8 protein-coding genes are annotated in these 13,882 nt (G+C 70.3%); 3 read left to right on the top strand and 5 right to left on the bottom strand.

The features are described 5' to 3' along the window. The first annotated feature begins 375 nt into the window (after positions 1–375). Positions 376–4,269: an ATP-dependent RNA helicase HrpA gene (gene hrpA, locus HGB54_RS03030; RefSeq protein ID WP_168915143.1), complete on the top strand. Its 3,894-nt coding sequence runs from the start codon at positions 376–378 to the stop codon at positions 4,267–4,269. Between the two features lie 35 nt (positions 4,270–4,304). Further along, on the top strand, positions 4,305–6,134 hold the full coding sequence (locus HGB54_RS03025) for a hypothetical protein (RefSeq protein WP_168915142.1): 1,830 nt from the start codon (positions 4,305–4,307) through the stop codon (positions 6,132–6,134). A 151-nt stretch (positions 6,135–6,285) separates the two neighbouring features. Here the strand turns inward: HGB54_RS03025 and HGB54_RS03020 are convergent, their stop codons facing one another. The 4 genes from HGB54_RS03020 to HGB54_RS03010 form a co-directional block, all read right to left on the bottom strand. Further along, on the bottom strand, positions 6,286–8,073 hold the full coding sequence (locus HGB54_RS03020; protein WP_168915141.1) for an amidohydrolase: 1,788 nt from the start codon (positions 8,071–8,073) through the stop codon (positions 6,286–6,288). A 56-nt stretch (positions 8,074–8,129) separates the two neighbouring features. Continuing rightward, a complete protein-coding gene (locus HGB54_RS03015; RefSeq protein WP_168915140.1) occupies positions 8,130–9,113 on the bottom strand; it encodes a ribonucleotide-diphosphate reductase subunit beta in 984 nt (327 codons plus the stop codon). A 65-nt stretch (positions 9,114–9,178) separates the two neighbouring features. Continuing rightward, complete coding sequence (locus tag HGB54_RS12730) at positions 9,179–9,304, bottom strand: hypothetical protein (RefSeq protein ID WP_267237843.1); 126 nt, start codon at positions 9,302–9,304, stop codon at positions 9,179–9,181. Then, positions 9,304–11,769 (bottom strand): ribonucleoside-diphosphate reductase subunit alpha, encoded by a 2,466-nt coding sequence (locus HGB54_RS03010; RefSeq protein ID WP_168915139.1) that lies wholly within the window; start codon positions 11,767–11,769, stop codon positions 9,304–9,306. Before HGB54_RS03010 ends, HGB54_RS12730 begins: the two co-directional genes overlap by 1 nt. 262 nt (positions 11,770–12,031) lie before the next feature. Between HGB54_RS03010 and HGB54_RS03005 the strand changes: the two genes are divergently transcribed. Next, entirely contained in the window at positions 12,032–13,237 is a 1,206-nt protein-coding gene (locus HGB54_RS03005; RefSeq protein WP_168915138.1) for an MFS transporter, read from the top strand. Positions 13,238–13,286: 49 nt separating this feature from the next. Here the strand turns inward: HGB54_RS03005 and HGB54_RS03000 are convergent, their stop codons facing one another. Next, positions 13,287–13,847, bottom strand: coding sequence for an NADPH-dependent FMN reductase (locus HGB54_RS03000; protein ID WP_168915137.1), 561 nt, complete (start codon positions 13,845–13,847; stop codon positions 13,287–13,289). Between the last annotated feature and the right edge of the window lie 35 nt (positions 13,848–13,882).

Here is a 13,882-nt window from a genome sequence, read left to right as displayed (position 1 = left end):
TGCCCGTGCGCCCGCGACCGTCGGGAGGGGTGGTCGGAATCGGTGGACCGCGGGTATCGATGCGCCGCGGGGAGGAGTCAGGAGCGCACGGCGTCGTCCAGACGCGCCGGTCGCGAAGTCGGAGCAAGCGACGGGTACTCCGCCCACCACGCGAAGCGCCGGTCACTGCTCTGGGGCGGGAGTTTCCCCTCAGCGAATGTGCGCTCAAGGCTCCGGAGCCTTGAGCGCACATAGCCGAGGAGGAAAGTGTGGCCCCGTCCGGAGTGGGCCAACCGAGCGGAGCCGGGCGGGACTGGGCGGAGCGGGGGGCGGGCGAAGGGCGGGCGGCTCCGCCCGGCCGCCGCCCCGGGAAGCCCGGCGTAGACTGGAATGCTCATGACTGCGCCCGAGAGCGGCCCCGCGCCGCGCATCCCGACCCTGCAGATCAGGTACCCCCCTGACCTGCCGGTGTCGCAGCGGCGCGACGACATCGCCGCCGCCATCCGCGACCACCAGGTCGTCATCGTCGCGGGCGAGACCGGGTCGGGCAAGACGACGCAGCTGCCGAAGATCCTGCTCGAGCTCGGGCGCGAGCGCATCGCGCACACCCAGCCGCGCCGCATCGCCGCGCGCACCATCGCCGAGCGCGTCGCCGAGGAGCTCGGCAGCGGGCTCGGCGGGCTCGTCGGCTACAAGGTGCGCTTCACCGACCAGGTCGGCCGCGACACCCGCGTCACCCTCATGACTGACGGCATCCTGCTCGCCGCCCTCCGCGGCGACCGGCAGCTCGAGAACTACGACGCCATCATCATCGACGAGGCGCACGAGCGCAGCCTCACCATCGACTTCCTGCTCGGCTACCTCAAGCAGCTCCTCCCCCGTCGCCCCGACCTCAAGGTCGTCATCACGAGCGCGACGATCGACCCCGAGAGCTTCGCCGCGCACTTCGCCGAGCCCGACGGCCGCCCCGCGCCGATCATCGAGGTCAGCGGGCGCACCTTCCCCGTCGAAGTGCGGTACCGGCCGCTCGTGCCCGACGTGGTCGACCCGGGCGGCAGCGCCGACGCCGACGACGACGCCGACACCGACGGCCCCGCCACCCCGGGCGACGCGATCGACATGATCGAGGGCGTCATCGCCGCGGTCGACGAGCTCGGCCGCGAGGGCGACGGCGATGTGCTCGTCTTCTTCAGCGGCGAGAACGAGATCCGCGACGCGGCGGATGCCCTGCGCGGGCACCTGCAGCGCCAGGGTGCCCGCGGCGCCGCCACCGAGGTGCTGCCGCTCTACGGCCGGCTCAGCGCGGCCGAGCAGCACCGGGTCTTCGAGCGCGCCCCCGGCGGCGTGCGGCGCCGCATCGTGCTGGCGACGAACGTCGCCGAGACGAGCCTCACCGTGCCGGGCATCCGCTACGTCGTCGACACCGGAACCGCCCGCATCAGCCGGTACTCCGCGCGGGCGAAGGTGCAGCGGCTGCCCATCGAGCCGATCTCGCAGGCGAGCGCCAACCAGCGCTCGGGGCGCTCCGGGCGCACGAGCGACGGCATCGCCATCCGGCTGTACTCGCAGCTCGACTACGAGAAGCGGCCCGAGTACACCGACCCCGAGATCCTGCGCACGAACCTCGCGGCGGTCATCCTGCAGATGATCTCGCTCGGGCTCGGCGACATCGAGCGGTTCCCGTTCCTGCAGCCGCCCGACAAGCGCGGCATCAAGGACGGCCTCGAGCTGCTGCTCGAGCTCAACGCCGTGACCCAGAAGGACGGTGAGAACCGCATCACCCGCGTCGGCCGCGACATCGCGCAGCTGCCGCTCGACCCCCGCTACGGCCGCATGGTCGTCGAGGCCGGCAAGCACGGCGTCGCGCGCGAGGTCATGGCGATCGTCGCGGGGCTCTCCATCCAGGATCCGCGTGAGCGCCCCGTCGAGAAGCGCGAGCAGGCGGACGCTCTGCACAACCGCTTCCGCGACCCCACGAGCGACTTCATCACCCTGCTGAACCTCTGGAACCACCTGCAGGAACGGCAGAAGGAGCTCAGCGGCAACCAGTTCCGCAAGGAGGTGCGCGGCGAGTACCTCAACTACCTGCGCATCCGCGAGTGGCAGGACGTCTACCGCCAGCTGACGAGGCAGGCGAAGCAGCTGCGGCTCACCGTCGGGGGCCCCTCGACCGACGCCGACGCCATCCACCGCTCGCTGCTCGCCGGCCTCCTCAGCCACATCGGCATCAAGGACGCCGAGAAGCGCGACTACCTCGGCGCCCGCCAACGCCGCTTCGTGCTCTTCCCCGGCTCGGGCCTCGCGAAGAAGCAGCCCACCGCCGTCATGGCCGCCGAGCTCGTCGAGACCAGCCGGCTCTTCGCGCGCACCGTCGCCGTCATCGACCCCGCCTGGGCCGAGCCGCTCGCGGGCGACCTCGTGAAGCGCCAATTCGGCGAACCGCGCTGGGAGAAGCGCCAGGGCGCCGCCGTCGCCGACGAGCGCGTCACCCTCTTCGGCGTGCCCATCGTGCCGCGCCGCCGCGTGCAGCTCTCGCGCACCGATCCGGCCCACGCGCGGCACCTGTTCATCCGCCACGCGCTCGTCGAGGGCGACTGGGACGTCTCGCGCATGGACAAGCGCCTCACGGCGTTCCTGCGAGAGAACAGCCGGGTGCGGCGCGAGCTCGAGCAGCTGGAGGAGCGCGCGCGGCGCCGCGACATCCTGCTCGACGACGAGCGCATCGTCGACTTCTTCGATGCGCGCATCCCGCAGGACGTCACCGACGTGCGCCGCTTCGAGCGGTGGTGGCGGGATGCCCGGCAGGAGCATCCCGACCTGCTCACCCTCAGCCGGGACGACCTCGTGGAGCCCGAGCAGCTGCCCGAGCACGACGAGGGCGCCTACCCGACCCGCCTCACGCTCGGCGATCAGACGCTCAGCGTCGGCTACCGCTTCGAGCCCGGAGCGGCCGACGACGGCGTCACCGTCACCGTGCCCCTGCCGCTGCTGCCGCGCCTCGACACCGCCGGCTTCGACTGGCTGGTGCCCGGCCTGCGGCACGAGCTCGTCGCGGCGCTGCTGAAGTCGCTGCCGAAGGCGATCCGCCGCAACGTCGTGCCCGCGAACGACTGGGCGCATAAGCTGCTCGCCGCCGTGCCCGAGGGCGCCGACCTGCGCGAGCTGTCGATCACGGAGTTCCTCGCGCGTGAGATCCGCCGGCAGACGTTCACGCCGGTCGAGCCCGACGACTTCGACCTCACGCGCCTGCCCTCGCACCTTCGGATGGGCTATGCCGTGGTCGACGACCGCGGCGGCCGGCTCGCGCGCGGCACCGACCTGACCGCCCTGCAGTCGAAGCTCAAGGAGCGCACGCGCGACTCGGTCGCCCGCGTCGCCACCGCCGTCGCGAAGAGCCCGATCGAGCGCGGCGGCCTCACCGCCTGGACCGACGAGATCGGGGCGGGCGCGGGCGGACCGGCGGGCACCCTCCCCCGCCTGCTGGATGCTCGCCGCGGCGACACCACCATCCGGGCCTTCCCGGCCCTCGTCGACGAGGGGTCGACGGTCGGGGTGCGCCTGCACGCCACCGCCGCCGACCAGGAGCGCGCCCACCGCGCCGGCGTGCGCCGACTCGTGCAGCTCGGCGTGCCCTCGCCGCTGTCGTACATCCAGCAGCACCTCACCCACACCGAGAAGCTCACCCTCGCGGCCTCGCCGTACCGCTCGACGGCGGCACTCATCGACGATGCGCTGCGGGCCGCGGTCGATGCCGAACTGGATGCCGCCGGAGGAATACCTTTCGACCGGGCCGCCTTCGAGGCCCTCCGCGACCGCGTCAACGCTGGCCTGCCCGACCGCCTGTTCCGCGTCGTCGGCACGACGGCGCGCATCCTCGCCGCCGCCCGCGAGGCCGACGTCGCGATCGGCCGCGCCTCCTCGCTCGCGCTCATGGCGCCGCTCGCCGACGCGCGCGAGCAGCTGAACGCCCTCGTCTTCGACGGCTTCGTCAGCCGCACCGGCCTCGAGCGGCTCCCCCGCCTCGTCACCTACCTCGGCGGCATCACGCACCGCGTCGAGCGCCTCGCCGAGAACGTCGGCCGCGACCGCACCGCGGGCGCCGAGGTGCAGCAGGCGACCGAGCTGCTGACCCGCGCGGGCGGCACGCTTCCGCTGCCCTCCGACGCCCCGGCCCGCCTCGTCACGGCCCGCTGGATGCTCGAGGAGCTGCGCATCTCGCTCTTCGCGCAGCCGCTCGGCGCGCACGGGCCGATCTCGGTGCCGCGCATCCGCAAGGCGCTCGAAGGATAGGCGCCGGTCCGACGCGAACGGAACGGTCGGTAGTCTTGACCACCATGCGGTCATTCACGAGCAATCGCCGAGTGCAGCTCGCGATGTTCGCGGCGATCGCGGGCGTTTCCCACACGCTCCTCCAGTCCTGGACCATCCTCTCGACCGGTCTGGGCTCGCTGAGAGTGTGGTTCGCACACGACCAGCTCGGCTATCTCAGCATGGTGTCGAACGTCGCCGACGGGCGGATAAACGCCCTCGAGCCCGATACCGAGACCGGGTCGAACACCTACCCGCGTGCCTACTACACGGCTGTCGGTCTCGTGGCTCGAACGTTTGATCTCCACCCGGTCCAGGCGTGGAACGGCACCGCTCTGACCTTGCAGTTCGCCATGGTGTTCGTCCTGGGCATCGCCATGGCAGTGATCTCGCGGCGGACGTGGATGGCGTTGCTCGCCCCCCTTCCCTTTCTCGTCGGCAACTTCGCGTGGGTTTTCTTCCCGGGCGATTGGTCGATCCCTCTGCAGTCCCACGCCGTGCTGTGGGGCCCATTCCTCGCGCTGTTCTCGCTGAATGCCGAAGCCGCGGGCCTGTGCATCGGGGGGATCGTCCTCGCGGCACTCGCGATGGCGTGGCTGCGCCCCGCGAGCCCGCGAGCCCGATGGATCACCTCCGCGGCCAGCGCCGCCGCCATCGGCTCGCTCGCGAACTTCCAGACCTATTCGTTCCTCGCGTCGATCTACGCGATCGGCGGCATCCTGGCGGCGATCGAGATCCATCGTCGGCGCAGCGTGCCACTGCTCGTCGCGACCGCCGTCGCCACCATCCTGGTCTTCATCCTCGGACCTGCCGTGTCTGCCGCGACCGGGCAGCTCCCGACGCTGATGTTCGGGCTCCTTCCCTTCGTGCCGGGCCTGCTGGCGCTAGCCGTCACCACGCGGGGGCGCCTAGCACTCGTGGGCGCGATCGCCGTCATCTTCGCGGCGCCCCAGATCGTCATCACAATGCTCGGCGTCGCGGCGGGAGATCCGTTCCTCACCTTCCGCACCGCATCCAATGTCGACCTCGGCATCATCTTCTGGCGGACCATCGCCGCCTCCGGGGTCGCCGCCGTCGGGCTGCTGGCGATCGCGGTATACGGGCTGTGGCGCAGGCAATCGGCCCTCATCGGCGGCGGTGCTGGGCTCGCCTTCACGATGATCCTCGTCTCCGTGAACGACTTATGGGGCGCGAACGCCGAGCCGTACCGCCTGTGGATCAACACTTACTTGCTGGCCCTCGTGGCGATCGCTTTGGGGCTCTCGCGCATGCTCGGCCGCGTGCCCCGTCTGATTCGCCGGTCGGAGGCGGCTGACGGCCTGCGCACCCACCGTCGAGCGGTCACCGTGCTCGCTGGGGTCACCCTGATCGCCGCAGGCGCGACAGCTCCGGACTTCTGGTCGTACGCCACCGACGAGCGCCTGAGAGCGGTCTGGAATCCGAGCACAGAGCGGGAGCGGGCGCAGGCCGATCTCGCGTCGGCGGCGCAGGATCGTGAGGACGCGCTCATCGCCGTTGACCCCTGCATCGACCCTCGCACGACGAAAGTCAGCAGCAGCGCCCGCATCGCTTACTACCACCTCGGGATGGCGTGGCCCGACGAGTATGAGGCGGTCGCTGCGATCGTCCAGTCTCGACTCGACGGGCAGTTCGACTTCGAGGCGGCGGAGCAGTCGGGCACGGGCTGGATCCTGACCGACTCCTCATGCGTGCTCGATTGGGCAGAGGAGTATGCCGATCGACTGGAGCTCGTGGAGTCTCGCGACTACGTTCTGGGACCTGACGACCTCGCCGATTCGCTGCTTGACACCAAGGGGACGATCTCTCTATACCGCGTCCTCGATTGAGCTCGAGTTGCGCTCGGTGAGCGTCCGGCCGGCAGATCGCAGCTTTCGGCGCTCGCGTTTCCGGCCAGTGAGCGGACGGCACGCGCCGCCGTCGCCCTGATCGTCCTGGCCCGGGTGACGTCGACGTGGTCACATGAGAAACGCGTCCCTTCTATCCGCCGATGACGCGGCGACCCGCGACCCAGGTCGCCACCGTGCGGGTCGAGTGGATGCTCGCCGCCGGCCCCGCGAAGGGGTCGCGGTCGGTCGCGGCCAGGTCGGCCACCGCGCCCACGGCGATGACGCCGCTCGGCGCCGCGACCCCCGAGTCGGAGAGCCCCCGCCCGTTGAGCCATGCCGACCCGGCCGTGTACGCGTCGAGGGCCTCGGCGACCGCGAGCGCCTCGTGCGGCAGCAGGGGCTCGGGGTCGAAGTCGGCGTCGCTCTCCGGGTGCTGCCGGTTCACCGCCACGTGGATGGCCTGCCACGGGTCGGGGGTGCTGACGGGCCAGTCGCTGCCCGCGGCGAGCCCCGGCGGAGCATCCCGCCCCGCATCGGCGCCCGCGAACGGCACTATCGCCCGCGCGATCGAGGCGAAAGGGTACTGGTGCGCCGCCCGCTCGGCGCCGAGCACGGGCACGGTGAGCTCGCGCATCTGCGGCTCGTTCGCCGCCCACAGCGCCTGCGCGTTGGCGACGACGCCGAGCTCGGCGAACCGCGGCACGTCGTCGGGGTGCACGACCTGCAGGTGCGCGATGCAGTGCCGCCCGGGCGTCGCCCAGCCGTTCGCGGCGCGGGCGGCGGCGAACCCCTCGAGGGCCTCGCGCACGGCGCGGTCGCCGATGGCGTGCACGTGCGCCGAGAAGCCGGCGGCGTCGATGGCGACGATCGCGTCGACGAGCGCCCGCCCGCCGACGAAGGCGATGCCGGCGGGATGCTCCTCCGAGGCCACCGCCCCGAGGTACGGGTCGAGCATCGCCGCGGTGCCGTTCTCGACCACCCCGTCGGCCATGATCTTGACGGCGCTGAGCCTGAAGCGGGAGTCGGGCCCGAGCTCGGCCGCGTGCCGCTCGCGGCGCGCGACAAGCTCGGGCAGCTGCTCGACCCCGCGAGCCCTGTCCCACCACAGGGCGCCCACCACGTCGACGGCGAGGCGCCCCTCGGCGAGCGCCCGGCGGTAGACGAGCGCCGTGTCGCTCGCGCCGAAGTAGTCGCCCACGATCGCGTCCTGCCATCCCGTGATGCCGAGGCTGAGGGCGTAGCGCTGCGCCTCGAGCAGGGCGGCGTACTCGTCGTCGGGCGTCGCGGCGGGGGCGACAGCGGCGACGAGGGCCGCGGCGCCCTCGTGCAGGGTGCCGCTCGGGCGGCCGTCGGGCAGGCGCTCGATGCGGCCGTCGGCCGGGTCGGGGGTCTCGGCCGTGATGCCGGCGAGCGCGAGGGCGGCCGAGTTGGCCCAGGCGCCGTGGTGGTCGCGGTTGTAGAGGAACACGGGCCGGATCGGCTCGATCTCGTCGAGCACGGCCGCGGTCGGCGTGCCGCCGGGGAAGGCGCTCATCGCCCAGCCGCCGCCGGTGATCCACGCGCGGGAGGCGTCGCAGCCGCGCGGCGGGTTCAAGGTCGCGTAGCGCTGGATGATCCGGCCGTAGTCGGTCGCGGTAGCGCCGGAACTCAGGTCGCAGCCGAGCCGTTCGAGGCCGCCCTGGATGGGGTGGATGTGCGCGTCAACGAAGCCGGCATGCAGCATCCCGCCCGCGAGATCGTGCACGACCGTGCCGGGGCCGCGCCAGTCAGCGAGGTCGGCCCCGATGGCGACGATGCGCCCGTCGACGACGGCGACCTCGAGCGCCTGCGGAACGTCGCCCCCCGCAGACGCCTCCGCCGCAGAACCCGCGGGAGCAGCACCGCGGCCCGGCCCCGCGTAGACGACTCCGCCGGTGAGGAGGAGGTCTGCGTGGGGCACGGGCCGCGGGCTGGGGGTTGGGAAAGGGCGCGAGCGCCAGGGGTTCAGACGGTCGACTACGCCGAGGTCTTGGCGTTGACCTCGTAGGAGGTGTTCGTCGACTCGAAGAAGTTGACGAGCTGCAGCGTGTCGTTCGCCGTCGCCATCCACTTCGCCGGGTTCGACACGTTGTACTCGGGCTCGAAGCCGAGCTCCTCGAGGCGACGGTCGGCCAGGTACTTGACGTACTGGTTGATGTAGTTGGCGTTCAGACCGAGGATGCCGTTGGGCAGCAGGTCGTGGTTGTACGCCGACTCCATCTCGACCGCGTCGAGGATCATCTGGCGGATCTCGGCGGCGAACTCCTCCGTCTGAAGGTCTTCGTTCTCCTCCAGCACGGTGAGGATGAGGTTCATGCCGAACTTCAGGTGCAGCGACTCGTCGCGCACGATCCAGTCGACGAGCGAGCCGAAGTTGCGCAGCAGGTTCCGCTGGCGGAACGACAGCGCCACCATGAAGCCCGAGTAGAACCAGATGCCCTCGAGGATGACGTTGTACGCCACGAGGTTGCGGATGAAGTCCTGCTTGCCCTCGGTGGTGGTGATGTCGAGGGTGTCCTCGGTCATGCGCTTGATGAACTTGACCTCGAACTCCTCCTTGCGCGCCATCGAGGGGACGTCGATGTGGCTGTCGTACGCGGCCACGCGGTCGATCGGGAAGGTCTCCAGCACGTACTCGAAGCTCATGCAGTGGTTCGCCTCCTCCCACATCTGCTTCGCGAGGTAGAGGTGCGCCTCGGGAGCCTTGACGTAGGGGTAGACGCCGAACGCGAGCGCCTTGTTGACGAGCAGCTCGTTCGGGTTGAAGTAGCTCATGAGGAACGTGATGGCGTGACGCTCTTCGTCCGTCATCTTCTTGAAGTCGGCGATGTCCTCGCCGAGCTGCACCTCGTTGGGGAACCAGGTGTTGGCCACAGCCTGGTCGTAGAGGTCCATCGCCCACTGATAGGTGACGGGCTTGAGGAGGAGGCCCTCCTGGATGCCGGTGCCGAGAATGCCCATGGTGTCGAGCCTTTCGTGATGAGTTGCGTACGGGAGATGATCGGGGTGGATGCTGCGAGAACGGCCTACTGGCAGCTCTCGCAGTGCAGTTCGTCCATCGGGTCGATCGGGACCACGTAGGAATAGGACTCAGCGGCGAAGTATTCGGTGGCGGGCGTCGTGGCGACGGGCGCCGTCGCGGTGCCCGACATCAGCTGCCCGCCTTCGCGCCGCCGAAGCCGAAGCCCTTGCGGGCGGGGGCGGCGGCAGCCGGAGCAGCGGCCGGAGCCGAGGAGGACGCGGCGCCGAAGCCCTTGCGCCCGCTCGCGTTGCCCGAATTGATGGCCTCGGCCTTGTTGACCTTGACCGTCGACTGCTCGGCCGTGTGGCGCGGCTTCATGTGCAGGTAGTAGGTCGTCTTCACGCCCTTCTTCCACGCGGCGGTGTAGATGTCGACCATCTCGTCGACGTCGCGCGTCTCGAGGTACATGTTGCGGCTGATGGCCTGGTCGATCCACTTCTGGGCGCGCGCGGCGACCTCGAGGAACGCGTACGGCGAGAGCTGGAAGCTCGTCTTGTACGTGGCCTTGATCTCGTCGGGGATCTCGGCGATGTTCTGGATGTCGCCCTGGCTGCGCAGGATGCTCTCGCGCACGCGCTCCCACAGGCCGTGCTCGCGCAGGGTCGCGACGAGGTTGCGGTTGACCTCGAGGAACTTGCCCGAGCTCGTGGAGCGGCTGAAGATCTGCGAGAACTGCGGGTCGAGGCCGGGCGTGGTGCCGGCGACGAGACCGATGGACGCCGTGGGCGCGATGGCCATGAGCGTCGCGTTGCGCATGCCGCCCTTGACCTTGGCGCGCAGCGCGTCCCAGTCGAGGCGCGTCGTGCGGTTGACCTGCACCTCGAGGCCGCGGTCGGCCTCGGTGAGGTCGATCGTGTCGAGCGGCACGAGGCCCTGCGACCAGCGCGAGCCCTCGAAGTTCGCGTACGAGCCGCGCTCCTTCGCCAGCTCGGTCGACTCGTCGATCGCCGCGTAGGAGACGTGCTCCATGATCTCGTCGATGAGGTCGAAGGCCTCCTCCGACTCGTACGAGAAGCCCAGCTTCTCGACGACGTCGGTGAAGCCCATGACGCCCAGGCCGATGGCGCGGTTGTTCTGGTTGGCGTGGTCGGCCTCGTCGACGCTCGACACGGTGATGTCGATGAGGTTGTCGAGCTGGCGCACCGCGAGGCGGGCGCTCTCCTCGATCTTCGCGAAGTCGATGCGCCCGTTCTCGATGTGGCGCGAGAGGTTGATCGAGGCCAGGTTGCAGACCGAGATGTTGTCGCGGTCCTGCGGCAGGCAGATCTCGGTGCAGAGGTTCGACAGGTGGATCGTGCCGGTGTTGTTGTTGATGGCGCGGTTGTTGATCGTGTCCTTCCACGTGAGCCACGGGTGGCTCGTGGACTGCAGCGAGATGAGGATCTGCTTGAACTGCTCGCGGGCGCCGAGCTTCTTGAACATCTTCAGCTCGCCGCGCTCGGCCATCGCCACGTACTCGGCGTACCGGGTCGAGAACTCCTTGCCGTAGAGCTCGTTGAGGTCGCTGACCTCGAGCGGGTCGAAGAGGTACCAGTCCTCGTCGTTCTGCACGCGCTTCATGAACTCGTCGCTGATCCAGACCGCGGTGTTGGCGGTGCGGGTGCGGCGGTAGGGGTCGCCGGAGTTCTGACGCAGGTCGAGGAACTCCGGGAAGTCCATGTGCCAGTTCTCCATGTAGAAGCACAGGGCGCCGAACTTCTTGCCGCCGCGGCTGACCGCGCGCAGCACCGAGTCGATCGTGTGCATGAAGGGGATCGGACCGGTGGAGGAGGTGTTGTTCGAGCGGATGGGCGAGCCCTGGGCGCGCAGCTTGGTGACCGAGAGGCCGATGCCGCCGGTGCCCTTGGTGAGCCACATGACGTCGCGCACGCTCTTGGCGATGTGCTCGATGTCGTCCTGCATCTCCATCACGAAGCAGTTCGAGAGCTGCGGGTAGCTGGTGCCCGCGTTGACGAGGGTGGAGCCGGCCGCGAGGTACTCGAGCTTCGACATCTTCTCGTAGAAGGCGATGGCGTGGCTCGTGGCGTCGGCCTCGTTGAGCGAGAGGCCCATGGCCACGCGCATCCAGAAGTACTGCGGGGTCTCGAGGGGCTCGTTGTTGCGGGCCTTGATGCCGTAGCGGTTGTTGAGCGTGACGACGCCGATGTACTTCAGCAGCTCGTCGTGGGCCGGCTCGAGGGCCGCGGCGAGGCGGTCGAGGTCGAACAGGGCCGGGAACCGCGAATCGAGCAGCTGCTCGTCCACGCCGCGGTGGATGTACGCGGAGAAGTGGTCGCGGTGCAGCTGCTTGAGCTCGGCCGGGGTCGAGTAGTCGCCGAGCACGCGCTTGTAGATGGTCTTGAGGAGGAGGCGCGCGGCGACGATGTCGAACGCCGGGTCGTCCTTGATGTTCTGCAGGGCGACCTGGATGACGGCCTCGTCGAGCTGCTGCGTCGTGATGCCGTCGAACAGCGTGAGCTCGAGCTCGCTCGCGATCTGCGTGACCCACGTGATGTCGGGGTCGAGACCCACGGCCGCGTGCTCGATCGCCAGGTTGATCTTGTTGGCGTCGTAGGGCTCGCGCGACCCGTCTCGCTTGACGACCGTAATGCTCACGTGCGTTCTCCTCTCGCGCCCTTCCAGGCCCGGTGCTGTGCTGAAATCCGTTGTCCGCCCCCGGCGGCTTGGCCACTATATATCGGGGTCAGCGGGATTGACACACCACTAGATGTAGTGGGCGTGTCGTCCACAGCTGTGCATAAGTCCGCTGACTTATCCCCATGCTGGCACCCACCACCGACACGCCGTCGAGGCCGTGAGAGCGCCGGGAATCCGGGGGTCGCGGGCCCTCCTCCGCGCCGGTCTAGGCTGTGGATCCGTGAGCGGATACGGCGACCTGTTGAGAACTCGCGGCGTCGCGCGCATCATCGGCGCACAGCTGACCGCGCGCTTCCCCTCGGGCATGATCTCGCTCGCGTACCTGCTGCACATCGAGCAGATCTTCGACTCCTATGGCTCCGCCGGCCTCGTGCTCGGCGCGACGAGCATCGGCCAGGCGATCGCCGGCCCGCTGACGAGCCGGTGGATGGGCGTCTGGGGCATGCGCCCGGTCATCACCCTCACCCTCGTCGTCTGCGCCGCGAGCCTCGGCGTCGTCGCCTTCGTCGCCCTGCCGCTGTGGGCCTACATGATCGTCGGCTTCATCGGCGGCCTCGCCAACCCGCCCATCCAGCCCGCGGTGCGCACCATCTACCCCAAGATGGTCACCTCGAAGCAGCTCACTCCCCTCTTCTCCCTCGACGCCTCCGCGCAGGAGATCATCTGGGTCGCCGGCCCTGTCATGACGACCTTCGTCGCCACGCAGGTCTCGACGGTCGCCGCGATCATGCTCGCGGGCGCCTTCCTCATCGGCGGCGGGGTGTGGTTCCTGGCCTCCCCCGAGGTGGGTCGGGTGCGCATCCCGCGATCGCGCCGCTCGATCGGCGTCGTGCTCTCCCGCCCGCCCGTGCTGCTCGCGACCGTGGTGGGGTTCCTGCTCGTCGGGGCCTGCGCCGCGATCGAGGCCGCGGTCGTGGCGAACTTCCGCGACGAAGGCGCCGAGGCGGGCATCGTGCTCGCCATCTGGGCGATCGGCTCGCTCGCGGGCGGTCTCGCCTTTGGGCAGATCCCGATCGGCCCGTGGGCGCTCGCCCGCCGCATGGCGGTCGTCTTCGTCGGCACCGCGGCGGCCGCCTTCTTCCTCGACTTCTGGGGCCTCGCGATCACCCTGCTCATCGCCGGCGCCGGCATCGCCCCGGCGCTCGCGGTCATGTTCGCGATCGTCTCGGCGAGCGTGCGGTTCAGCGAGACGGCGGAGGCCTACGGCTGGCTCGGCACGGGCCAGCTCGTGGGCGCGGCCCTGGGCTCGGCCGCCGCCGGGTTCCTCATCGACGGGTACGGCGCCACCGGCGGGTTCGCCGTGGGTGCGGCCTTCGCGCTGCTCGGCACGGTCATCCCGATCGTGTTCGTGCGCGCCCACCCCGATCTGCGCGGACGCGACGCGAGCCCGCAGGCCGACACCGAACCGGTCGCGACGATCAGCTGATCGCTACGGCGACGGGATGCCCCTGCCGGGCCCCTCGCGGGCGCCAGGCTCAGCCGCGCAGGCCGGCGAGCGCCGCGCTGTAGGCGACGAGCTGCTCCCCCATGGCCGTGAGCGCGGAGACCGCCTTCTCGTCGCCCGCGAACACCCCGTCGGCGACCTGCCCGCCGACGCCCGCGATCTCGACGTTCGCCGGCACCTTGACGAGGCCGACGGTCGTGAGCACGGGCTCGTAGGCGGCGACGGCGCGCGTGCCGCCCGAGAGCCCGCCGTAGCTGACGAAGCCGACGGGCTTCGCGCTCCACTCCTGGAAGAGGAAGTCGACGGCGTTCTTCAGCACCGGCGAGTACGAGTGGTTGTACTCGGGGGTGACGAAGACGAAACCCTCGGCAGCGTCGACGCGCTCGCTCCACGCGATCGTGTGCGGCTTCGTGTAGGCGCGCTTCGCCGGGTGGGCCGGCTCGTCGAGGAACGGCAGGGCCAGCTCGGCGAGGTCGACGAAGTCGATCTCCACCCCGTCGAGCCGCGCGAGGTGCTCGCGCGCCCACTCGGCGACGGGGAGGCCGACGCGGCCGGGACGGGTGCTGCCGACGATGATCATGAGATGGGTCATGGGTCGAGCCAAGCGCAGCTCGGCGCGCAGCGCTC

This window comes from Microcella flavibacter (assembly GCF_012530535.1).
Taxonomy (GTDB): Bacteria; Actinomycetota; Actinomycetes; order Actinomycetales; family Microbacteriaceae; genus Microcella; species Microcella flavibacter.
Note: the sequence above shows the minus strand (reverse complement) of the source record. Positions and strands in the feature narration are given on the sequence as shown.

Excerpts from the sequence above, each read along its gene's own strand:
- hrpA (WP_168915143.1), top strand. The coding sequence starts at position 376 with ATGACTGCGCCCGAGAGCGGCCCCGCGCCGCGCATCCCGACCCTGCAG.
- HGB54_RS03015 (WP_168915140.1), bottom strand. The coding sequence starts at position 9,113 with ATGGGCATTCTCGGCACCGGCATCCAGGAGGGCCTCCTCCTCAAGCCC.
- HGB54_RS12730 (WP_267237843.1), bottom strand. The coding sequence starts at position 9,304 with ATGTCGGGCACCGCGACGGCGCCCGTCGCCACGACGCCCGCCACCGAA.
- HGB54_RS03000 (WP_168915137.1), bottom strand. The coding sequence starts at position 13,847 with ATGACCCATCTCATGATCATCGTCGGCAGCACCCGTCCCGGCCGCGTC.